9 protein-coding genes and 7 pseudogenes are annotated in these 23102 nt (G+C 46.4%); 7 read left to right on the top strand and 9 right to left on the bottom strand.

Annotated features, from left to right (window positions below):
- Nucleotides 1–19: 19 nt before the first annotated feature.
- Both V6N89_RS21235 and V6N89_RS21230 read right to left on the bottom strand, forming a co-directional pair.
- Nucleotides 20–3508, bottom strand: coding sequence for a translocation/assembly module TamB domain-containing protein (locus V6N89_RS21235; protein ID WP_346993226.1), 3489 nt, complete (start codon nt 3506–3508; stop codon nt 20–22).
- Nucleotides 3505–5259: an autotransporter assembly complex protein TamA gene (locus V6N89_RS21230; RefSeq protein WP_431189817.1), complete on the bottom strand. Its 1755-nt coding sequence runs from the start codon at nt 5257–5259 to the stop codon at nt 3505–3507. The genes V6N89_RS21235 and V6N89_RS21230 overlap by 4 nt, the downstream gene beginning before the upstream one ends.
- A gap of 482 nt (nt 5260–5741) precedes the next feature.
- Here V6N89_RS21230 and V6N89_RS21225 point away from each other — a divergent pair.
- Nucleotides 5742–6991: pseudogene (locus V6N89_RS21225) on the top strand (multidrug effflux MFS transporter).
- A gap of 76 nt (nt 6992–7067) precedes the next feature.
- Here the strand turns inward: V6N89_RS21225 and ilvC are convergent.
- Nucleotides 7068–8546: a ketol-acid reductoisomerase gene (ilvC, locus tag V6N89_RS21220; protein ID WP_346993224.1), complete on the bottom strand. Its 1479-nt coding sequence runs from the start codon at nt 8544–8546 to the stop codon at nt 7068–7070.
- Nucleotides 8547–8702: 156 nt separating this feature from the next.
- On the opposite strand from ilvC, the pseudogene ilvY reads away from it, so the two are divergent.
- Nucleotides 8703–9573, top strand: a pseudogene (ilvY, locus tag V6N89_RS21215) (HTH-type transcriptional activator IlvY).
- Here ilvY and V6N89_RS21210 read toward each other — a convergent pair.
- Together V6N89_RS21210 and V6N89_RS21205 are read right to left on the bottom strand one after the other, a co-directional pair.
- Nucleotides 9560–11076 (bottom strand): annotated as a pseudogene (locus tag V6N89_RS21210) (YifB family Mg chelatase-like AAA ATPase). The pseudogenes ilvY and V6N89_RS21210 sit on opposite strands and share 14 nt — an antisense overlap.
- 112 nt (nt 11077–11188) lie before the next feature.
- A complete protein-coding gene (locus tag V6N89_RS21205) occupies nt 11189–11806 on the bottom strand; it encodes a trimeric intracellular cation channel family protein (protein WP_338519437.1) in 618 nt (205 codons plus the stop codon).
- A gap of 472 nt (nt 11807–12278) precedes the next feature.
- On the opposite strand from V6N89_RS21205, the pseudogene ilvD reads away from it, so the two are divergent.
- Nucleotides 12279–14130, top strand: a pseudogene (ilvD, locus tag V6N89_RS21200) (dihydroxy-acid dehydratase).
- Nucleotides 14130–15680: a threonine ammonia-lyase, biosynthetic gene (gene ilvA / locus V6N89_RS21195; RefSeq protein WP_346993223.1), complete on the top strand. Its 1551-nt coding sequence runs from the start codon at nt 14130–14132 to the stop codon at nt 15678–15680. Before ilvD ends, ilvA begins: the two are co-directional and overlap by 1 nt.
- A gap of 153 nt (nt 15681–15833) precedes the next feature.
- Here ilvA and V6N89_RS21190 read toward each other — a convergent pair whose 3' ends face one another.
- The 4 genes and pseudogenes from V6N89_RS21190 to V6N89_RS21175 all read right to left on the bottom strand — a co-directional run bounded on the left by V6N89_RS21190 (nt 15834) and on the right by V6N89_RS21175 (nt 18883).
- Entirely contained in the window at nt 15834–16991 is a 1158-nt protein-coding gene (locus V6N89_RS21190; RefSeq protein WP_346993825.1) for a hypothetical protein, read from the bottom strand.
- Between the two features lie 75 nt (nt 16992–17066).
- Nucleotides 17067–18119, bottom strand: a pseudogene (locus V6N89_RS21185) (1-acyl-sn-glycerol-3-phosphate acyltransferase); the annotation flags it as partial.
- A gap of 314 nt (nt 18120–18433) precedes the next feature.
- Nucleotides 18434–18682, bottom strand: a complete 249-nt coding sequence (locus V6N89_RS21180; protein ID WP_338520185.1) for a GNAT family N-acetyltransferase — start codon at nt 18680–18682, stop codon at nt 18434–18436.
- 45 nt (nt 18683–18727) lie between these two features.
- Nucleotides 18728–18883 carry a hypothetical protein gene (locus tag V6N89_RS21175; RefSeq protein ID WP_338519434.1) on the bottom strand — a complete coding sequence of 52 codons (156 nt, stop codon included), beginning with the start codon at nt 18881–18883 and terminating at the stop codon, nt 18728–18730.
- A 160-nt stretch (nt 18884–19043) separates the two neighbouring features.
- Between V6N89_RS21175 and lexA the strand changes: the two genes are divergently transcribed.
- The 3 genes and pseudogenes from lexA to ctaD all read left to right on the top strand — a co-directional run bounded on the left by lexA (nt 19044) and on the right by ctaD (nt 23056).
- On the top strand, nt 19044–19670 hold the full coding sequence (gene lexA / locus V6N89_RS21170; RefSeq protein WP_338519432.1) for a transcriptional repressor LexA: 627 nt from the start codon (nt 19044–19046) through the stop codon (nt 19668–19670).
- A gap of 595 nt (nt 19671–20265) precedes the next feature.
- Nucleotides 20266–21431 (top strand): annotated as a pseudogene (gene coxB, locus V6N89_RS21165) (cytochrome c oxidase subunit II).
- Between the two features lie 9 nt (nt 21432–21440).
- A pseudogene (gene ctaD / locus V6N89_RS21160) lies at nt 21441–23056 on the top strand (cytochrome c oxidase subunit I).
- Nucleotides 23057–23102 lie beyond the last annotated feature (46 nt).

Raw genomic sequence — 23102 nt, 5'->3', positions numbered from 1 at the left:
ACCAACATCAACGTTGTACTCAACAGAAAGCTAGGTCATTTATCTGTCCGGTAACCGATAGTCTGTTCTCGTTAGTGCTTAAGCTAAAGTCATCAATTCCTAGCGCATCACCCACTTGGCCAGTGAGTGTTTTTGTATTAGACAAACCAAAACCGAGCAAGAGCGCAGCGTAATTTGGGTCGCCAGAACCTGGTTCACCAGAGCCAGTGAGCAAGTATGATAATACCGCTTGTTGATCCATGGTAGGTTCTGAAAATAAATTGATACTTGGAGAATCGGCCGGGCCATCGATACGTATTCCTGCAATTACGTCACCGTCAGTTTTTGCAGGATCGCGAATGGCCTCTACAAGCAGTAGCGGTTGGTCGATTGGACCGTTAAATTGAACTTCCCCGGTTTGAATAATCAGTTTTTGACCATAGGCGTTGTAGCGACCATTGAGTATTTGTAAATCGCCGTAACCGACTAATGTAGGCTGGGTATTCACGCGAATACCTCCGTGTAAGCTTGCCGTCAGACCAAATGCTTCAAGCTTTACTTCTTGAGTTTTGTCTTTATCAATATTCACCATTACCGAAGCGTGGACGATATCCAGCGGTTCTTCTCGCGTAGGCTCACCGCGCAAGTGAACGTCTTTCGATGGTGATACCGCACTTTCAGGAAGTGACTCTATTTCAATACGAGCCCACGGAATATTAATATCTCCGGTAACGTCTATTTTCTCGCTGGTGGCAACAACCGTGATGTTGGGGGACAGCTTCAGTCGCATGTTGGGCTGGCGCACTTCAAAACCAGTGCCGTTTAGCGTTAGGTCAGCGCTAGGCGTATCTGACCAATTAATTGCGCCGTTGAGTGAGCCTTTCCCACCACCTAAGACAAACGTTCCATCAAGGGTAGCCGACTGCTCATCAAGCACAATCCGCTGCTGCCAATCAGACAACGTGACAGGCGTATCCTGAATATCTATCGCACCATCGGCAATAGCCAATTCCCCCGACAGGGATGGCGCATCGAGATACCCACCCAATGTGATATCGCCATTGAGTATGCCTGTTAATGTGCGAATTGTAGGTGAAAGGGGTTTTAGTGGTGAAACATCTAGCCCCCTCATTGTCAGCTGGCCTTCTAAGGGTTTTCTCTCGTCCAGAGGACGCGTAGTAAATGCAAGTTTTGCATCGCCTATATCTTCACTGGAAATGAGCGACGATGTACTTAACTCGCCTTGTTTAATTTGCCCAGTTGTTTCAACTGCGTTGATAGTCAGGGTTAATGGCCTTTCTTCGCCAAGTTGCCATGAAGCCGAACTTAGTGATGCAGTAAAGGTGGCGTCAATAGGATCGTTTGGTGAGTAGCGCCCTTTGGTATTAACACTTAATGTTGCTATTGAGGATGCTGATACTATGTGCGGAACCAGCTCGTTTGCCCACAAGCCAACGGGTAGTGCAGATGCGTTGATATCCCAGCTGGCGCGGTTGTCCTGGTAATTAACGTTAGAAATACATAGCTCGCCGTCTTTACGAGATGTCCAGCAATGTGCGCCTACATTCGCTGAAAGCGGTGCGGTACCAATATCGACGCTGAAAGGTTGAGACAGTGCCCACTGCATATTGGCAAGCTTAACATTAGTGTCACTGATATCTCCTTTCCAGTGATTGTCTTGCCAGGCACCTGCTAGAGACAGGTTAACTCTATGCTCAGGTACCTCAAGCGCAATGTCGGCCTTGTGATCGGTGTAGGCGCCGTTAATGGCTATACTGCCGTTAATTGGCCCTTGCTGTGCGGCAGGTTCAGATAAACTGGGTGAAACGCGGATATCATTGACGTTAATGGCACCCTTCGCTTTAGGGTTTTGCCAAGGGCCTACCGCTATGATATCGCCATTAATTGCACCAGAAATATCCGGGAACAATGTCTCTATGGCGGCCACGTCGATATCGATATCAGCGTTGAGGTGACGCTTATTTAGTACTTGTGCTACCGCTTTAATCGTATTTTGCGCTTGTTTGATACTGACATTGGTAACAAACAAATCGCTGGGCCCCGCGTAAACAGCATTGCCGTTTACGTTAAGTTGTTTACCTTGTAGTTCACCTGACACATTCATATCTCGAAGACTGATATGCAATCCGCCTTGCGGTGAATATTGCAAGATACTCTCTACCTCTCCATTTAGGCGTGTGGGAGCGTATTTACTGAAACGAACGGCCGATACGCCACTCAATGAGGTTTTGCCTTCCCACGCGATCACCTCGTTCAAATAGAGCGTGCCTGTGTTAACGAGACTTCCCTCAAGCGCTTTGATATTTGCCTGGTTCACATAAATATTGTGCTTTTTTAGCACCACATCAAGCGTTACGGGGACTTCCCCAATATCAGGCAGTACAGCAGCGCCGTTGCCGTTTAGTACGTAATCTCCCATGGTACCCACGAGGGAAAGCTCACCAGCTCTTACAAACCCATTGTCGACACGTGGTATGGCTTGTTCTGGCCATTTCGCTGTAAATTGAATAGGCAAGGTATCGGTAAGCAGGTTAGCGTCAAGGGCTACTTGGGCTTCTACCGCCCCAGTGGCGGCAATTGATACGGTTAAGCTATCGAGGGCGCCATTGGCTTCAACGGCGATTTGTTGTGGGCTATTATCAAGTTTCGTTTTAACCTTAAGCGCTGATTTCAGTGGGTACTTATCACTGAGGGTCGTGCTGAGGTTTCCTTTTGCTTCTGCAAGCGGATGAACCACGACAATATCGTCGACCTTCAGATCAGTGTCTTTAAAACTCGCCTCAGTCAGTGAAAGTAACCTAAGTTGCTGCTTGTTGTTGCCCTGTTCAAATGTCATTCCCTCTAACAAGAATGTACCAATAGAAATAGGCAATGGTGCACTTATCTCGGGAAGAGAAGGCACAGAATAATTTAATGAATACGATGTGGGCAAGCTAGGCGAAGAGGCCGTGTTGGTACTAGGTGATGAACCTTGTTCCTGTACAAGCAATACTTGCAGTTCTTTAAGGGCCAAATGGTTAAGGTTGATGGCGCTTTCACCTTCAAACCCTTCAAGGTTCAATTCGCTAAGCGATACGTGAACTGTTAATAAAGACAGGTTTACCTGATTGAGCGTTAACGTCGAAATATCAATAGGGAGCGGCAGTGTCACTTCGCTTTGAGGGGCGGTATCTTCTTGTGTTGGCGGGGCGGCAAGCTGCTTAATGTCGGCATGACTTACTGCAAAGTCGTTCACGCAGACTCGTGGCTCAAATAAGCAGCGCCATGTTATATCTGCATAGACTTCTTCTACGCGCACATCCCACTGAGCATTTCGCCATGTAAGCTCAGAAATAGTGAGGCTGTCAGCAAGCCCACCTTCAATCTCCTCGATGTGCAAGTCAGAAACAAAGGTGTTAACAATGACTTTTATCGTGGGTCCACCTAGCGGGCTGATTAGCAATGTGTAAATAGCCACCAATAGAAATACGGGTGATAAGAGTACCAGCGAGACCGTGCGTTTCTTCATAATTCAGGCCCCAGCATTAAATGAAAATTCCAAGCGTCTCCTTCGGGTGAAAACCCTCGGGCAATATAGGCTCTAACTGGGCCAATCGGGGAAACCCATTGTATGCCCGGGCCAACACCAACTGATAGTTGAGAATCAACATCATTTGTTGCGGTACCAACATCAACAAAAGCTGCTACTCGCCAATTGTCAGCCACCTGATACGCATACTCTATGCTTGATGTGGCAAGATAGCGTCCGCCAATCGAATCGAGTGTTGTCTCCCCCGTTTCTGGATTAACGATGTCTGCCTGAGGGGATATATCGCGAAAGTCAAAACCTCTAATACTTCTATCCCCACCCGCATAGAAACGCAGCGAGGTAGGCACTTCGTCAAAGCTATTGGTTTTTATTGCGCCTAATTCTCCTCTAATGGTTACGCGGTGCACATTGTTGAACGTATAAATATACATGGCTTCGACAACCGCTTTGGCAAAGTCGATATCAGAGCCCAACCCTTCTCGGCCTACCTGCGCTAGCATTTGCACATATAAACCATTGTTGATGTTCAATTCGGTATCTTTTTTGCGATACGACAGAGAGTAGCCAGGAAGCACCAGGGATGTTGTATTTGTGTTGAGTTCACCTTGATCATAGGTTTCTCTTAAGTACGTTACCGAGCCATCGTGCTGCCAGGGTGAGTTATTCGCTTGCCAATAGCGGTGTGCTGCCAGTGACAGAGTTTCGCTTTCAAACGACGTGTTGTTGTATTCGATAAACTGATAGCCCGCTTCAATACTGGCGTAATCTTGCGTAATGTTTTTCATGGGAATACGATAATCGGCGGTAACAGATTGTTCTGGCGCCGAAATAAATATGTCCGATGAAATTGAGTGTCCGCGGCTGTTAACCCAGGGTCTTTCCCAGCCCAACCGAATACGTGGACCGGTATCGGTTGCGGCGCCAAGCGCCACATTAAAGGCATCGGTGGGGCGATGCAGCAGCGAAACCTCAATGGGGACATGTCGCTCTTGCGCTTCACTTACAACAGGTCGAGCAATCACACGAGTAAAATAACCTGATTGATTTAAGCTGCGATTGAAGTCAGCGAGAACGGCAGACGAGTATGCGTCTCCAGTTTTAAAAGGTTTTAGCCTTTGTATGATAGCGCTGGCTTTGTCTTCTCCGACAAATTTCAATTCACCGAAATAATATTGCGGGCCGCTCTGAGCAATAAGAAGCACGTTTGCTTGTTTCTCATCGCGCACCAAATCAAGCCGTGTTGCCTGCCAATAAAAATCAAAGTAGCCATTAGACAGGGCATAGTTAAACATCGATGATTTGAAAGACTCATAAATGGTCTGATTTAACACGTCACCTTCTTTTAATTTAAGAGAGTTAAAACGAGTCCTAAACGCTTTGTCTTCGCGCCCATCGCCGATGATTTCTCGCGTCACTTTATTAATGGTAAGTGGGGCATTTAATGAGACCGCAACGGTAACTTTGTCTCCTTCGCCCAGAGTAACTTCAGTTTCACTGTTGTAATAGCCGAATGGTTCAACCGCCGTGGAAACCGTAGCGCTTATTTCGTCGCGCCAATACGGGTTGTCGAGTAGCTTTTTCTCTACGTCGAGATTGTTTAAGTGGACGCGAATATTGTTGCGAATATTGTCTTGGTCAACGCCTGTTATGTCATAGGTAATTGGTGTTTGCGCCCAGCTAAACGCTGCGGTGAAAAACAGTGCCAAAAATGCAAAATACTGCCTAAACATCTTTGTTTTGCGCTCTACTGGTGTGGGCTTGTACGTATGAATATGAGGTCGACATGTCACGACGCCACGGCGGTAAACTGGCATGAAAAAGCAAAATCCTTATGGTAACGCAAGATGGCGGTACACACTGTGAACCAGATAAAAATCCATGTTCTGAGCGAAGGCAATAATAACACAACAACGATTTGTATCTGCAAACTTCGATGAGAGATCAAATTCCTGCGGTCATAATCACGGATACGCAATTAATGAAACTCTTTTGGACATTGTCTTTTGCGTTAGTATTCTCATCTTGTTATGAGGATAGATTGTGCCTTTAGTTCCTTTTCGCAAGGCGAGTGAACCGTTAAAGCCGCTAGCTTTCGCGACAGAAACATCGATTGTTGGCGGCTTTTTGACCATGGATAGGTTATACTATGTACTTTGAAAGCGCGTCTTTACGCGCTTTTTTATTTCCTCACCTTTTTCTACTTTGAGATTTTATGCCGCAGACATCACAAAGCGTATCTGAAGATACCGCAGTTGTTACAAAACCCGCTTTGGGTTTGTTTGAGTTTGTTACCTTAATGGCAACAATGACATCCCTTGTGGCGTTAAGTATTGATGCCATGCTGCTTAAGCACTTATACAAATCGGCGACGCGCTTAATGTAGCCAACCCAAGCGAAACTCACCTTATCGTTACGGTGTTTTTTGTAGGTATGGCGTTTGGCCAAATGTTCTTTGGACCGTTTAGCGACAGTCGCGGGCGCAGACTGACGATTTTGGTAGGGCTATGCATTTTTGCACTAGGTACCTTTGTGTGCATGATGGCAACAAACCTTGAAACTATGCTGGTGGGGCGCATTATTCAGGCGTTTGGCGTGTCTGGGCCACGTATTGCTTCCATGGCGATTATTCGCGATCTCTACGTGGGCGACGCTATGGCCCGCGTAATGTCATTTATTATGATGGTGTTTATATTGGTGCCAATGCTTGCTCCTATTATCGGGCAAACCGTAATGGACTTGTTTTCATGGTTCCATATTTTCACGCTCTTTTTAGTTGTCGCTATTATGTCCGGCGTGTGGTTTTTCTCGCGTCAAGGCGAGACTCTGCCGCGTGCAAAGCGCAAAGCCTTTTCTTGGGAGGCGTTTTTCACATCATCTAAATTTATCCTTACTCACCCATCGGTCATGGGGTATACCTTCGCCATGGGCTGCATTTTTGGGGCGTTTCTTGCCTATCTAAGTGCTTCGCAAACCATATTTACCGTGTATTACGATATGGGTGAGTGGTTCCCATACATCTTTGCTACCTTAGCGTTTTCAATCGGTTTGGCATCGTATTTTAATGGCACTATGGTGATGCGCTTTGGTATGCGCAAACTATGTCGTTTTGCCCTTAAAGGCGTCAACGTATTTGCCGTGGTGTATGTTGCATTGCTTTATGCCTACGATGGACTCCCTCCTATTGTACTGACCGTTGCCGTTATGTTTGTTGGCTTTTTCTTTGTGGGTATTCTGTTTGGTAATTTAAACGCCATGGCCATGCAGCCACTGGGTGAAATGGCTGGTTTAGGCGCAGCTATTATCGGCTCATTCTCTAGCCTTTTTTCTGTACCCATTGCACTGTTAGTTGATAGCTTTTTAACAGGCAGCTTAATGCCTATTGGGCTGGGCTTTTTAGTGTTCTTTGCGCTAGCTTATGTGTCTGTGCGTTACGCTGAGCGTACACGTGAGTGCGGGGAGTAATAATCAGGCATAAAAAAGCCCGACCAAAATGGTCGGGCAAGAGGGCTTAGTTAAGCACCTAACGACAGAAACTGTCCTACCCTATGATGGCTTTCATGTCAGTCATGTAGCCACGTAGAGTTTTACCTACCGATTCCACACCGTGTGAACGAATAGCTTCGTTAATTTCAACAAGGCGTTTGTTCTCAACTTGATTAGACGTTACAGACAACCCCTTACCAATCACACTTGTGTCAATCGCAGGCATGAATTTCTCACGCAAAATTGGAATTGCCGCATTGGCAAATAAGTAGTTCCCATATTCTGCAGTGTCAGAAATTACCACGTTCATTTCATACAAACGCTTACGCGCAATGGTGTTTGAAATAAGTGGTGTTTCATGTAGTGATTCATAGTACGCAGACTCTGGAAGAATACTGGCTTCTACCATTACGTCGAACGCAACTTCAACACCACACTTGATCATGACAACTAACAAGATGCCGTGGTCAAAGAATTCTTGTTCGCTGATTTCACCTTCATAAGTGGGTGCATTTTCAAACGCGGTTTCACCGGTTTCTGCACGCCATTTAAGTAGGTTCGCATCGCCGTTTGCCCAGTCTTCCATCATAGTGCGAGAGAACTCACCGCTGATGATGTCGTCTTGGTGCTTTTCAAATAGCGGACGAAGTAAATCAGTTAATTGCTCAGAAAGCTCAAACGCTTTCACTTTTGCTGGGTTTGACAGACGATCCATCATATTGGTCACGCCGCCAATCTTAAGTGCTTCAGTGATAGCTTCTAAACCATACTGAATAAGTGCGCCTGCGTATCCTGGGTCAATGCCGTCATCAACCATTTTTTCAAACGCAAGTACTGCCGCTACTTGTTGCATACCACATAAAATGGTTTGCTCACCCATAAGGTCAGATTTCACTTCCGCCACAAATGATGACTCAAGTACACCTGCACGGTCGCCACCTGTCGCACTCGCTAGTGCCTTGGCAGTATCCCAACCTTTACCTTCAGGGTCGTTTTCTGGGTGCACGGCAATCAGTGTTGGCACACCAAAGCCACGCTTATATTCTTCACGTACTTCAGAACCAGGACTCTTAGGTGCGCACATTACTACGGTAATGTCGCTACGAATTTGCTGGCCTTCTTCAACAATGTTGAAGCCGTGTGAATAGCTTAACGTTGCGCCTTCTTTCATTAGCGGCATGACTGCTTCCACAACACTCGCGTGCTGCTTGTCAGGCGTTAAGTTATAAACTAAATCTGCTTCAGGAATTAAATCCTGGTACGTACCTACCGTAAAACCATTACTTGTCGCACGCTTATATGAGTCGCGTTGCTCATCAATGGCCGCTTGACGCAGCGCATAAGAAACATCTAACCCTGAGTCGCGCATGTTCAAGCCTTGGTTAAGGCCCTGCGCGCCGCAGCCTACAACGACAATTTTCTTGCCTTTTAAGAACTGACAACCGTCAGCAAATTCATCGCGTGCCATGAAACGGCAGCGGCCAAGCTGATCTAACTGCTGGCGAAGTGACAGGGTGTTGAAATAATTAGCCATAAAAATTTCCGAACAACATTCATTTTTGTCAATATCAAACGCCGACCTTGGCGTTGACAGACCTCGTCTATGACGACTTGGTATTGAGACTAAAATATTTCTTTTGTTTTGGAAAATGATATATTTGCAAGATAATATTGCAAAAAGTGAAATGTTATGGACTTTCGAAGCCTTCAGCTCTTCAATCATTTAGCAACTAGCCTACACTTTGGGGTGACCGCCGAAGCTATGTACGTGTCTCCATCAACGTTAAGCCGCGTCATTCAACGCCTTGAAGACGAATTAGGTTGTACCCTGTTTAAACGCGATAACCGAAAAGTGGCGCTTACCCATAGCGGGCATAAGCTATTAGCTTTTTCAAAACACGCTTTAAAAGACTGGCAGCAGCTAAAAGTCGATTTAAAAGAAGATAACGACGCCCTTCAGGGAGAGCTCAGCGTGTTTTGCTCGGTTACGGCCAGTCAAAGTCATTTGCCCGCCATGCTGCGTCAGTTTAGGCAGCATCACCCTGGTGTTGATATTCGACTGATCACCTAGTGATCCCGCCCTTGCCATTGAAAAGGTGAAAGGCAAACAATGCGACCTTTCAATCGCCATTTATACACCTGATATGCCCACCGACCTGCATTTTACCGCCCTTGATAATGTTCCTTTGGTACTGATTGCACCAAGAGAATGGCGACTGACTACGTTAAGCCAGCTGGATTGGACTAAGCATCAGGTCATTATGCCTGAAACAGGGCCGACGAGGCGCACGGCATATCATTGGTTTGCCGAGCACGGCATACGCCCCAATGTTTATGCTTATGTAGGTGGTAACGAGGCTATTGTTAGCATGGTAGCCCTAGAATGCGGGGTAGGCTTTGTGCCTAAAGTTGTGCTGGATCATTCAAGTATGGCCAGTGCCGTTACACAAATTCAGGTAGATGATATTGAGCCTTATGCTCTAGGGCTATGCTGCTTGCAGGACAAACAAAACGAGCCCCTTATCAATGCATTCATGGAGCTCAACGCTAGCTTGCGCTAAGTTGTTTGATCAAGTTATCCAGCGCTCTGTAGCCAAGTGCTTCTGCAATGTGCGTGCGGCTAACCGCCGCTTTTTCGTCTAGATCAGCGATAGAACGAGCCACTTTCAGCGTGCGGTGAAATACGCGCATCGATAAATTAAGCTGTTTGGCTGCTGCCTGCAAAAACTGAAGGTCAGCACGTGAAAGCTTACAAATGTCTGCCAGTTCCCCTGCGTGAAGTGCACCATTGGGTTTGCCTTGTCGCATGAGCTGTTTGTTGCGTGCAGCCACTACGCTTTTCTTGATAGTAAAGAGGGAATCGTCAGGTTTATTCGCTTGTTCGGGTAAGTCATAGTCTGGTAAACGTGGCACTTCAACTTGAATGTCTATCCTATCCAAAAATGGTCCTGACAGTCGGTTTAAATAGTTAAGTTGTTGTTGTGGAGTCAGTCGATTATCGTCAATGTCGCCTGTGGGGCTTGGATTCATAGCCGCAACCAACTGAAAGTTAGCCGGGTATGTGGCGCTGCCAGAAGCGCGCGATAGGTGCACATCTCCAGTTTCGAGTGGTTCACGCAGCACATCTAGCGCTTTGCGTCCAAATTCGGGTAGTTCGTCCAGAAATAAAATACCGTGATGGGCAAGCGATATCTCGCCGGGAACGGGGCTTGAGCCTCCATGCGGTTAAGGCAACGGCTGAACTTGTATGATGCGGTGAGCGCAGGTGGCGCTGAAGAAACTGTTCTGCTTTTAATTTTTCGCCTTTGACTGAATGAATAGCCGCAACTTCCAGTGCCTCTTCTTCTGTCATGTCAGGTAACAGCGCCAGTAATCGGCTTGCAAGCAAGCTTTTGCCTGTGCCTGGAGGCCCTACCATCAGTAGATTATGGGCACCCGTAGCGGCAATGATAAGTGCCCGTTTAGCTTGCTCTTGCCCGATAATGTCGTCCCAGCCCATAACCGAGTGCGCTGTCTTTACTCGGCATAAAGGATTTGCCTTTAATTAGCTTTTTGTTGCCAGCTAAATGCTCATAAACCGAGAGAAGGTCAAACGCGGGGTATCGGGTAGCGTGAGACACCAAAGCCGCTTCAATGTCATTATCGCCTGGATATACAAGCGGTATGTCCTCGCTTGCCGCTGCCATGACCACCGGAATAAGGCCGTTTACCGGCTTTATCTCGCCATTAAGGCCTAGCTCACCAACAAAGGCGAGATTGAGTATTGCTGTGTCTGAGATATACCCTGAAGCAGCCAAAATACCGACGGCGATAGCAAGGTCAAAACGTCCGCCAAATTTTGGTATATCGGTAAGCGCTAGGTTGACGGTAATTCGTTTGGCTGGGAAGTCGAACCCGCTATTGATAAGGGCACTGCGTACTCTTTCTCGCGCTTCTTTTACGCTGGTCTCTGCCATGCCGACTAGTTGGAAAGCAGGCAAGCCATTGGCAAGATGGATCTCTACCTGCACCTCGGGCGCAGAAACGCCCTGCCCTGCAAATGTCTTAACTACTGCCATGCCCATTGTGGCTCTCATCCTTGTGTTTTAAGTAATGAAACGCCTCCACTTTAGGGCTGTTTTGCAGGTTAATGAACTGTACTTCTGGCGTTATTTACATTCAATATTGGAACAAGCACTAATGATGATCGTTATAAAACACAGGAAGCTGCCAGTGCCAGCGCATAGCGCCTAACCTCAGTAGAACGGTTGTTGCTAAGGCTGCAATGCCACACCACTGTGTGGCGAAATCAAGCTGTAAACCAATCCCATACACAACGCCACCAGCAATACAGGTCATGGCATAAAGCTCTCCATTGAGTACTAAGGGGACTTCGCGACATATGACATCACGTAGCAGACCTCCAAACACACCGGTTATCGTGCCCATTGCTATCGCTACAGCCATTCCTGTGTCGTTTGCCAGAGCTTTTTCCATACCCACCACGTTAAATAAAGCCAGCCCGAAAGCATCGGCAATCAGTAAGTAGTGGTAGGGAAAGCGCGGGCTGACACGTAGCCATACAATAGGAATAAAGGCCGCGATTAATGTGGTATACAGATAGTCGGTGTCGGCAATCCAAAACACGGGAACATCCAACATAACATCTCGCAGTGTACCGCCACCAATTGCGGTTGCACTGGCCAGTACAACGACGCCAAACCCGTCCATACGTTTTTGGTAAGCCATCAAGGTGCCAGATATTGCGCATACCGCAACACCTGCGAGGTTAAGCCAGTGAAACCAATCAAACATGTTTACAACCTTCAGTTTGTGCTCGCTAAAGTAACTATCGACAATACGTTAGGGCGACCCGAACGCTAAAATATGAAATTTATAGCCTAACTCAGCGAATGCCCAAAAGGATTAAAAGCGTTAGGATATACGGCAAAATACTTGATCAGGCCTTACGTTTCATGCTATTTCTTTGCCCAATGTCACCGCGCAGGTCATTCTGCGTGCTGAAATATGAGGTAAAGCCATAGCCTCAAACGAACAACATTTCATTTTTCAGTGCCAATGGATTGCGCATTGTTAGTCATATATATCATTGAAAACAAGGGGCTATTTACTGGTCACCGTGTTTTTGTCCTTCGTTCTTCACGACTGAATACGGTTTGTTAAACGGTAAAGCTGAAGAAAAGTGGAACTGGTTAACGCTAGGTTTACATGTAATAGTTAAGTTTCACACAAAGGCCGAAAGGCCGTAATTTTACGGGAAGAACTTATGCCTAAGTTACGCTCTGCAACTACCACACAAGGTAGAAATATGGCGGGTGCTCGCGCATTGTGGCGAGCAACTGGAATGAAAGACTCTGATTTCGGAAAGCCAATTATCGCTATTGCGAACTCGTTTACGCAGTTTGTACCTGGGCATGTACATTTGAAAGACCTTGGCCAGCTGGTTGCTCGCAGCGTTGAAGCAGCCGGAGGCGTTGCTAAAGAGTTCAACACCATCGCCGTAGACGATGGCATTGCTATGGGTCACAGCGGTATGTTGTACAGCTTACCTTCTCGTGAAATTATTGCCGATGCAGTAGAGTACATGGTGAATGCGCACTGTGCTGACGCTATCGTATGTATCTCTAACTGTGACAAAATTACGCCCGGAATGCTTATGGCGTCTATGCGCCTTAACGTACCGGTAATCTTTGTCTCTGGCGGTCCTATGGAAGCAGGTAAAACCAAGCTTTCAGACCAGCTGATCAAGCTCGATCTTGTTGATGCCATGGTGGCGGCCGCTGATGACAAAGTTAGCGACGCTGATAGCGAAGAAATTGAGCGTTCTGCATGCCCAACGTGCGGTTCATGTTCAGGTATGTTTACCGCCAACTCGATGAACTGCCTAACAGAAGCGTTAGGTTTGTCACTTCCTGGTAATGGCTCTATGTTGGCCACGCATGCAGACCGTGAAGGCTTGTTTAAAAAGGCGGGTGAGCAAATAGTTGAGCTTTGTAAGCGCTACTATGGCGATGACGATGAAAGCGTATTGCCTCGCAACATTGCCAACTTTAAAGCATTTGAAAATGCGATGAGCCTTGATATTGCGATGGGTGGTTCAACCAATACTATTTTGCATTTACTTGCAGCAGCGCTTGAAGGTGAAGTGCCATTTACCATGGACGATATCGACCGATTGTCTCGCAAAGTACCGCATTTATGTAAAGTGGCACCGTCAACGCCGAAGTATCACATGGAAGACGTACACCGCGCGGGTGGCGTACTAGGTATCTTAAACGAGCTAAATAAAGCTGGATTACTTAACACTGATGTCAACCATGTACTTGGTAAGCCATTAACAGACGTGATTAGCGAATGGGATATCACCAATCCAGAAAACAAAGCTGCAAATACTTTCTATCGTGCAGGTCCTGCTGGCATTCGCACCACGCAGGCATTTAGTCAAGATTGCCGTTGGGATGACGCTGACGATGACCGTGAAAACGGGTGTATTCGTGCGATAGAACATGCGTACAGCCAAGAAGGCGGCCTCGCGGTGCTCTACGGCAATTTAGCCGAAGACGGCTGTATTGTAAAAACAGCTAGGCGTCGATGAATCTATTTTAACCTTTACCGGTACGGCGAGGATCTATGAAAGCCAAGACGATGCGGTAGCAGGTATTTTAGGTGATGAAGTAAAAGCGGGTGACGTGGTGTTTATTCGTTATGAAGGTCCGCGCGGTGGACCGGGTATGCAGGAAATGCTGTATCCAACCTCTTACCTAAAATCAAAAGGCCTTGGTAAATCTTGTGCGCTGGTTACCGATGGACGTTTTAGCGGTGGCACTAGCGGTCTATCTATTGGTCACTGTTCGCCAGAGGCAGCAAGTGGTGGCGGTATCGGTCTTGTAGAGAACGGTGACAAGATTGAAATTGATATTCCAAACCGCACAATCAACATTGTCATCAGTGATGAAGAGCTGGCCGAACGTCGCGAAAAAATGGAAGCGAGTGACAAGCCATGGCGCCCCAAAAATCGCGTTCGCGAAGTATCCACGTCATTGAAAACATTTGCCGCATTGGCGACCAGTGCTGACAAAGGTGCTGTGCGCGACGTGAGTAAGTTGGAAAACTTGTAATGACAAGTCAGCATATCAGCGACCACGACTATCTGAAAAAAATCTTGCTTGCCCCTGTCTATGATGTGGCGGTGGCAAGTGAGCTTTCGTATATGTCGTTATTGTCAGCAGAGCTAGATAACGAGATTTTCCTAAAAAGAGAAGATCAGCAGCCCGTAAAAAGTTTTAAGTTACGCGGCGCGTATAATCGCATTTGTTCGTTAAGCGATGCACAGTTAAAAGCGGGTGTTATTGGTGCATCTGCTGGTAATCACGCTCAGGGGCTGGCATACAGCGCTAAAATGAAAGGTATTAACGCGACCATCGTAATGCCTGAAACCACGCCTGATATTAAAGTAGATGCAGTGCGTCGTTTTGGCGGTGAGAACGTGAATGTGGTGCTTTACGGAACGAGCTTTGACCAAGCTAGCAATCATGCCAAAGCGCTTTGTGATACCCATGGTTACACGTTTGTACCTCCGTTTGACGACCCTGATGTCATAGCAGGCCAAGGTACTGTTGCACGAGAGTTGCTTGAGCAAAACCCTAACCTCGATATTTTGTTCATTGCTGTGGGTGGCGGCGGATTGGCGGCAGGTATTGCCGTATATCTGAAGCAGCTCAAGCCCAGCATCAAGATTGTTGCCGTTGAGTCCGAAGAGTCAGCTTGCTTTATCGAAGCCAGAAAAAATGGTGCGCCTACCGAGCTTGAGAGCGTCGGGATATTTGCCGACGGCGTCGCGGTAAAAGTAATGGGCCAAGAGACCTTTAGGCTGTGCAATCGATTTATTGACGAAACCATTACGGTGACTAACGATGAAATCTGCGGGGCAATCAAAGATATCTTTGACGATACTCGCGTTATTGCTGAACCCGCCGGCGCGTTGTCAGTTGCTGCCATTCGAAAATATACCAAAGAGCACGACCTGCGCGGCAAGAAATTGGGCGGTATTTTATGCGGTGCAAACATCAATTTTCACACCCTTCGTTATGTGTCTGAACGGTGTGAATTGGGCGAGCAAAAAGAAGCGGTATTTGCGGTAAACATCCCTGAAACCAAGGGGGCGTTCAAACAGTTTTGTGAATGTGTTGGTGCCAAAGCCATTACCGAGTTTAACTATCGGTATGCAAGCGAAAGCGAAGCGCACATTTTTGTAGGCGTGAAGCTAAAAGGCGGTCAACAAGAGTTTGCGGCGCTTCAAAGCGATCTTCACAGCAAAGGCTATGATTGCGTCGATTTGACCGACAACGAACTTGCCAAGCTTCACGTGCGTCACATGGTTGGGGGCAGGCCGCCCACTATCTTAAATGAGCAAGTGTTTAGCTTTGAATTCCCCGAGCGTCCCGGTGCATTGCTTAACTTCCTCAATACGTTGGGTGAGCAATGGAACATTACGCTTTTTCACTACCGCAATCACGGTGCGGCAGAAGGCCTTGTGTTAGCCGGGTTTGATATTGCCCCTGAGAGCCGAGAAGACTTTAATCAGCATGTTGCTGAGCTGGGTTATAAAGTGGAAGAAGTGACAGACAATCCCGCTTATCGCTTCTTCTTATCTCAACCAAAGAGATAGGTGCAACCCAGGCTACGGCGTGAATAGCAGGTTTTCGCTTTGCGCCGTTTCATGTTAAGCGAAGGTTTACTGTGGGGCGGTGTAAAGCGGCACAATTAAAAAAGCCCAAACGAGCGTGTTTGGGCTTTTTTATTGCTTTGTTCTATAGCCTAGTTAGCTTGTAGACCCTAATGCAACGTTTTCAAGATGCTGCATCATTTCTGGCCAAATAAGGGCCATAACGTCCTCGCGCAGTGCTTCACATTCTTCTGAGTATTTCAGGCTGCCGTCTTTTTCAGAGTCTAACCAATGGTTGTCCTTAAGCGCGCCAATGAAGCTCGATAGCACATTCTTATCGTAAAACTCCGGTGAACTTAAACCGTAAAGTGTAGATAGTCGCTCAGCTACTTTCTTACTCTCGCGCTCTAGTGCACTGCGGCTTATTACTTTCTCTTTGTCCAAAATGGTCAGTACCACAGCATAGCGCTGTAAGGTTTCTTGCATACAACGGCTTAGTAGCCATGCCGAGTGGAACTGCTTGCAATGCGCGTCAGGTGGAAATAGCTCTTTGTCTTTTTGTCGCAGCAATCCGTTATCGAGTAACGCGTTTATCAACGCGTCAGTATGCGCCAGCGCTTCATCTTGAGATAGGTGCAAAAACAGCTCTTTCTGTAATAGCGGATATAGCGCGGCAATAAGCTGCAAAATGGCATTGCGGCTAATCCCCTTGTGTGCGAAAACAGATGCCATAACGAGGCCTGGTATAGCAAACAGGTGCAAAATGTTGTTGCGATAGTAGGTCAAATACACCGCAGACTTCGGCTGAGGGCTGATTAGGCGTCCGTAGTCATCTTCCTTGATATCAAAGCGACCAAGCTTCAGCGTATCGCGAAGTAACGTGTCTGCTGACACGTCAGGTATTGTGGCATCTTCACTAAATGGTACGGCTTTAAACAGCGACATGAAATCTCCAAGCGCTTGCTTTAGTTCCGTTTCACTCATTGTTTGTGTTTTTGACGACAGCAAGCACAACGATGTTAGTGCCATACCATTTAATGCGGCAGCGCGATTTATACGTGTCATCACATTGTTAGCCAGCTCATTTACTGCTGGTGTTAACCATGCCGGCTTTTTCTCAGGCTCGGCATCGCGACAGTCACGCCAGTTAGGTACATGGGTTTCTAAGAACTGGCTTAGTTGAAGAGGCTCGCCAAAGTTAACGTAACCATGACCGTAGTTCTTTAACTTTTTAATTGCTGAAAATACTTGAAGATTTGACTCTTTCTTCTTTTTAGAGCCTTTCAATTCGTTCAGGTAGCTTTTTACTTCCATCACGTTTTCATAACCGATATAGACAGGCACAATGCTTACAGGGCGATTAACCCCTTTAAGCATGGCTTGAATTGTCATGGCTAACATACCTGTTTTAGGTGGTATAAGGCGCCCTGTGCGGCTTCGTCCACCCTCTGGGTAGTATTTTACTGAGTAACCTTTGTTGAAAAGTAACTCGAGGTACTCTCTAAATACCGCTGTGTAGAGCTTGTTGCTTAAGCAAAGCTACGACGTAAGAAGAAGGCGCCGCCACGGCGGAACATCTTACCTACCTAGCCAAAAGTTAAGATTGATCCCCGCTGCTATGTGAGGCGTCACCATTCCTTCATGATAAATAACGTAGGTTAGCAATAGGTAGTCCATGTGACTGCGGTGACATGGAACATAAATAATCTCGTGCCCGTTGGCAGCCAGTTCTCGAATGCGATCGGCGTGCCCTACACTAATGCCGTTGTATATTTTGTTCCAAATTCGCGTAAGCAAGCGATCGCCAAAACGAATAAGGCCTTCCCGATAATCTGCGGCAATCTCTGTAATATACGATTGTGCTGTTTCCTTGGCTTTTTCATGCGTCACTTTTTTGCTGCGAGATTCTTCGGCTATGGCACGACGAACTGCTTCAGAACCCAACACACTGTTATTTAGCTCTTGGCGTTCCAACAATGTTGGGCCCGTCATACTTTGACGTTTTCGTTGAAAGTGAGTGCTTGCTACGCGAACAAGTTTGTGGGCAATACTCTGATCGCTCCCATGCTGGTTTGACATGGCACGAGCCGATACGGCTTTAGAATAGTTTATAAAGTTGTCGCGACCTAAAAACAGCACAATAATTAATTTGCGCAACCAGCTAGGCGCCGCGCGGTCTGCAATTAGATCACTCAGGCCTGGGTTGCCTCTGCCCGGAGCACGTCCCCATGTGACAAAAACCGGTACGACTTGTAAATCTAGATTTTCGTGGTCGCGATGCAGATGAAATAAGTCGGTGAAGACTTCTTCAATATCGGTATCTCTTGGCGAGGTACGGAATAAAGGCTGAGTTTTTCGCAAAAACAATGTAGACGAATACTCGCGTCCTGCCAGCGTCAACGTTTCGGTTGGGCTGGGCAACCCCAGTGTTTGTGTCGACATTCTGAGGGCCAGTTGGTCGGTCACTGAGTTGGTAGGAAGCAGATAAACAATGGGCTTGTTTTTGTCTATGCCTAATTCGGTTTCAACGTTTACTGGAATGCTGTGGGCTTTTACCAGTAACTTAACAGGATAATGAAACACCGACAAAAGGGCTTTTCGCATCCACGACATGAATAAAATTGTCCTATGAAATGAAAACGGGCGAAGTGTAACACAGTCGGCGAATTATCTCGCACTATGCCTTTATATCATCCTTGACGTGTACGCGTTGTGTTACGTCTGTTTGTTGTATCAAATGCCTGTGTAGCGCATAGCTACATCACACCTAGCGTACGCATCACCGTATTGCTGCATAATTGAATTACAATGTACAAGCCATTCTTATCGTACAAATGAATGGCGGCCTCACACTTTTTATTGGTCAGTAAAAATAAGGTGTTGTGCGCGATGAGCGGTGCTTGTTCAATAACTTGCTTTAACAGGGCCTCACCAACTTTCAGACCCCTCGCACTACTGACTACACCCATTTTGGTTAGTTCAAAAATGCCGTCCCCTTTTTTCATCAAAGCACAGGTACCAACCACGCCTAAGTCATCATGTTTGGCAAACTAAATGTGGCCTCCTTGGTCAATGATAGAGGTCTGAGGTGATGAAATAACCTGTTCGTCGACAGGCTCGAGGGCGAACATGGTTTCTATCCACTCTCTGTTTATGCTGTCAAAGTAGGGCGCAAGGTCGGCAGAAAAGGGAGAAAATCTTAGCATCTAATATGCGTCCATTTTTCTTTAGTATTAGTTTTCTGTTGTATTAAATGTGACCAAAAAGACGTTTTTCAAGTTTTATTTTATCTGCTGCCGTGTAGCGCTTGTTATTTAAATTTAGGTGTATATACTTACAGGAACTGTATGAACAGACAGGTCTTTTATGCGCCCACTCACAGCTCGACAAACTGAAGTTTTAGAACTTATTAAAACCACAATGCAGGAAACAGGGATGCCGCCCACGCGCGCTGAAATCGCTCGCCAACTTGGCTTTCGATCAGCGAATGCGGCCGAAGAACATTTAAAAGCGTTGGCGCGTAAGGGTGTCATTGAAATTTTGCCCGGCACATCTCGAGGCATCAAATTAAATATCCCTCTGGAAGACGAAACGCCAGAAGAAGAAGGGCTCCCGCTTATTGGCCGTGTTGCTGCAGGCGAACCCATATTGGCGCAAGAACATGTCGAGTCGCACTATAAAGTAGACCCAGCACTATTTCAGCCTCATGCCGATTTTCTATTACGTGTAAACGGCATGAGTATGAAAGACATTGGTATTCTTGATGGCGATCTACTTGCGGTCCATCGCACTACCGATGTACATAACGGGCAAGTAGTAGTTGCACGTGTAGATGAAGACGTCACCGTAAAGCGCTTAGAAAAGCGTGGTCGAGAAGTACTGTTGCATGCAGAGAATGATGAGTTTGCGCCGATAAAGGTTGACCTTGCATCTCAACCATTTGCCATTGAAGGGATAGCCGTTGGTGTTATCAGAAATGCTGACTGGATGTAAGGTTTCGACAGGTTTAATTAAAAGCGGCTTTGTAGCCGCTTTTTTTATAACTTATCTTACGCTTTTCTAGTCGGTTTATGTTCGAAAGGTTGTTTTTTGAACAAAGATAAAGACGAGCATGATTGTTAGCGATATTGTTCAACATCATTATCAATATCCATGATGATAGAGGCAAAGTACCCTAGTTTTTTGATATGTCCTATATCCGCTCGTGTTTGAATACGATTTTATGGTTTATTTTACTGCCTGATTTAAAAGCTTATTTACAATTTCTACTGAACGCTGTTCGTTCAAAATGAGCGTTTGATTTTTTACCTCCCTTCCACGAGCCCCTTCGCTATCAATGCACTATCTCAGTGCAGGCTATTTTTACAAAATGATTAAATTTTAATCATCTCGTCAAAAAATTAACAGAAAAGACTAGACGCCACGTCATTATTGCGCAATTCTTATACAGAGATTAACAAAATAATAACAATGGCTCTAAATTTGTTTTACAAATTGCAGTGGTGGGTCAGTCGTTCGCAAACCATTTGGTAGGGACATCGCGCACAAACATTTAGCGTTAATGGTTCTACCATTACGGAGGTGCTGAGTGAAACAACTAATGACCATGATGGTAAAAGGGGCTGCCAGTATTCCCTTTTTGCTTTTTTCCCATTTCCTTTTTGCGCAAGAGGCTGCTGAAGAATTGTCTTCGTTGAACCTCAGGCGCGGCGCCACGGACATCAGTGGACAGGTTTATGACCTTCACATGTTGATGTTCTTCATTTGCGTCGGCATTGCTGTCGTCGTGTTTGGCGTAATGTTCGCATCCATGTATTTACACAGAAAGTCCCGGGGTGCCAAACCAGCTAATTTTCACGAAAACGTGAAAGTGGAAATTGCATGGACAGTGGTTCCTTTTCTTATCCTCATTTTTATGGCCGTCCCAGCGGCGAACACACTTATTGCGATGGAAGATGTGTCAGAGCCCGACATGACGGTACTTGTGACAGGCTCTCAATGGAAGTGGCACTATAAGTATATGGACAGTGATGTCGAGTTCTATTCGTTACTTGCCACTCAACGAGAGCAAATTGAGAACAAATTTGAGAAAACCGACAACTACCTGCTTGAGGTTGATCGCCCGCTTGTGATCCCTACAGGTCAGAAAGTTCGGTTTTTGATTACGTCTGATGACGTGATTCATTCGTGGTGGGTACCCGACTTTGCTGTCAAAAAAGACGCTAACCCTGGTTTCATCAACGAAGCATGGGCCAAAGTAAACGAGCCGGGAATTTATCGCGGTCAATGCGCAGAGCTATGCGGCAAGGACCACGGATATATGCCCGTTGTCGTCATTGCTAAAGAGCCAGCAGAATATGCCGCCTGGATGAGCGAACAAGAAGAAAGTGTTCGTCGAGCTAAAGAAGAAGAGCAGCGTTTATTGTCGATGAATATGTCAATGGATGAACTCATGAAAGAAGGCGAACGGGTGTATAACGCAACCTGCGCAGCTTGTCATATGCCTAACGGTGAAGGGTTACCCGGTGTATTCCCAGCATTGAAAGGAAGCAAAATGGCATTAGAGGACCAGCAAGGCCATATCGATATTGTGATAAACGGTAAGTCTGGTACTGCCATGCAAGCATTTGGGAAAATGCTAAGCCTTAAAGAAATTGCAGCAGTGGTTACCTATGAACGCAACGCATGGGGCAACAACACCTAGGTGACATGGTACAGGCGAAGGATGTAAACGCCGTGGCAACGGGCAAGTAGGAGCGAGTTATGAGCAAAGCAACTGAAGTTATTTCGCCAGATTCATCTGTGCATCACGACGAGCACGACCATCACGATCATATACCAAAGGGTATTACTCGCTGGTTGTTTACTACAAACCATAAAGACATTGGTACGCTGTACCTTTGGTTCGCCTTCATTATGTTTTTGGTGGGCGGCGCAATGGCCATGGTTATTCGTGCAGAGTTATTTCAACCCGGTCTGCAAATCGTCGATCCAAACTTTTTTAACCAGATGACCACTGTGCATGGGCTTATTATGGTGTTTGGCGCCGTAATGCCTGCGTTTACGGGCCTTGCTAATTGGCTGGTACCTATGATGATAGGTGCGCCAGATATGGCGTTGCCTCGCATGAATAATTGGAGCTTCTGGATTTTACCTGGCGCCTTTCTAATATTGCTAAGTTCGTTGTTTATGGAAGGCGGTGGTCCAGCGTTTGGTTGGACTTTCTATGCTCCGTTATCGACAACGTACAGCGGTGACTCTACTGCCCTGTTTGTTTTCTCGGTTCATATCATGGGTATTTCGTCCATCATGGGCGCCATTAACGTGATCGTTACTATTTTCAACATGCGTGCCCCTGGTATGACATGGATGAAAATGCCGCTGTTTGTATGGACGTGGCTCATAACGGCGTTCTTGCTGATTGCCGTTATCGCCGGTACTGGCTGGTGCAGTGACAATGGTACTCACTGACAAGTTCTTCGGTACGAGCTTCTTTGACGCAGCAGGCGGTGGTGACCCAGTTATGTTCCAGCACATATTCTGGTTCTTTGGGCATCCAGAGGTGTACATTATGATTTTGCCAGCTTTCGGCATTATTTCGCAGATTGTGCCTACCTTTTCACGCAAGAAATTGTTTGGCTATGCCTCAATGGTATACGCCACAGCATCGATTGCGCTGTTGTCATTTGTTGTCTGGGCGCATCACATGTTTACAACGGGTATCTTAGGTGTATATGGAGATGTTTTTCATGTTCGCGACCATGTTGATATCTGTGCCGACTGGCGTGAAGGTATTTAACTGGGTTGCGACAATGTGGCGCGGTTCATTGACCTTTGAAATGCCAATGATGTTTGCTATTGCCTTTATCGTGCTGTTTACCATCGGTGGATTGTCCGGACTTATGTTGGCTATTACGCCAGTAGACTTCCAGTATCACGATACCTATTTTGTTGTAGCGCATTTCCACTATGTATTGGTCACGGGAGCCGTGTTTTCTATCATGGCGGCCGTTTATTACTGGCTGCCAAAGTGGACAGGAAAAATGTACGACACTACATTGGCAAAATGGCATTTCTGGTGCTCGTTGGTGTCTGTAAACGTACTGTTTTTCCCAATGCACTTTGTCGGACTTGCTGGGATGCCTCGCCGTATTCCTGATTACGCGCTTCAATTTGCAGATTTTAATAAGTGGATAAGTTTAGGCGGGTTTGCGTTTGGTCTGTCACAGCTCATCTTCTTGGCGTTATTAATCAAAGCATGCAAAAAACAAGGTGAGCCAGTTTCAGCACAAGTGTGGGATGGTGCAGAAGGGTTAGAATGGGAAATTCCATCGCCTGCTCCTTATCACACCTTTGAAACACCACCTGTTGTGAAGTAATCACTGCCATAACAGTCGGTGAGATAGTGGACCCACTCCCCCTCAA

Source organism: Alteromonas gracilis (assembly GCF_036870955.2).
Lineage (GTDB): Bacteria > Pseudomonadota > Gammaproteobacteria > Enterobacterales > Alteromonadaceae > Alteromonas > Alteromonas gracilis_A.
The sequence above is the reverse complement of the archived record's forward strand: the minus strand, read 5'-3'. Positions and strand labels throughout refer to the sequence as shown.

Coding starts and splice junctions, on each gene's coding strand:
- V6N89_RS21180 (WP_338520185.1), bottom strand. CDS start 18,682: ATGAAAAAAGGGGACGGCATTTTTGAACTAACCAAAATGGGTGTAGTC.
- V6N89_RS21205 (WP_338519437.1), bottom strand. CDS start 11,806: ATGTTTGATTGGTTTCACTGGCTTAACCTCGCAGGTGTTGCGGTATGC.
- ilvA (WP_346993223.1), top strand. CDS start 14,130: ATGACAAGTCAGCATATCAGCGACCACGACTATCTGAAAAAAATCTTG.
- V6N89_RS21235 (WP_346993226.1), bottom strand. CDS start 3,508: ATGAAGAAACGCACGGTCTCGCTGGTACTCTTATCACCCGTATTTCTA.
- V6N89_RS21230 (WP_431189817.1), bottom strand. CDS start 5,259: ATGTTTAGGCAGTATTTTGCATTTTTGGCACTGTTTTTCACCGCAGCG.
- ilvC (WP_346993224.1), bottom strand. CDS start 8,546: ATGGCTAATTATTTCAACACCCTGTCACTTCGCCAGCAGTTAGATCAG.
- V6N89_RS21175 (WP_338519434.1), bottom strand. CDS start 18,883: ATGCTAAGATTTTCTCCCTTTTCTGCCGACCTTGCGCCCTACTTTGAC.
- V6N89_RS21190 (WP_346993825.1), bottom strand. CDS start 16,991: ATGGAAGTAAAAAGCTACCTGAACGAATTGAAAGGCTCTAAAAAGAAG.
- lexA (WP_338519432.1), top strand. CDS start 19,044: ATGCGCCCACTCACAGCTCGACAAACTGAAGTTTTAGAACTTATTAAA.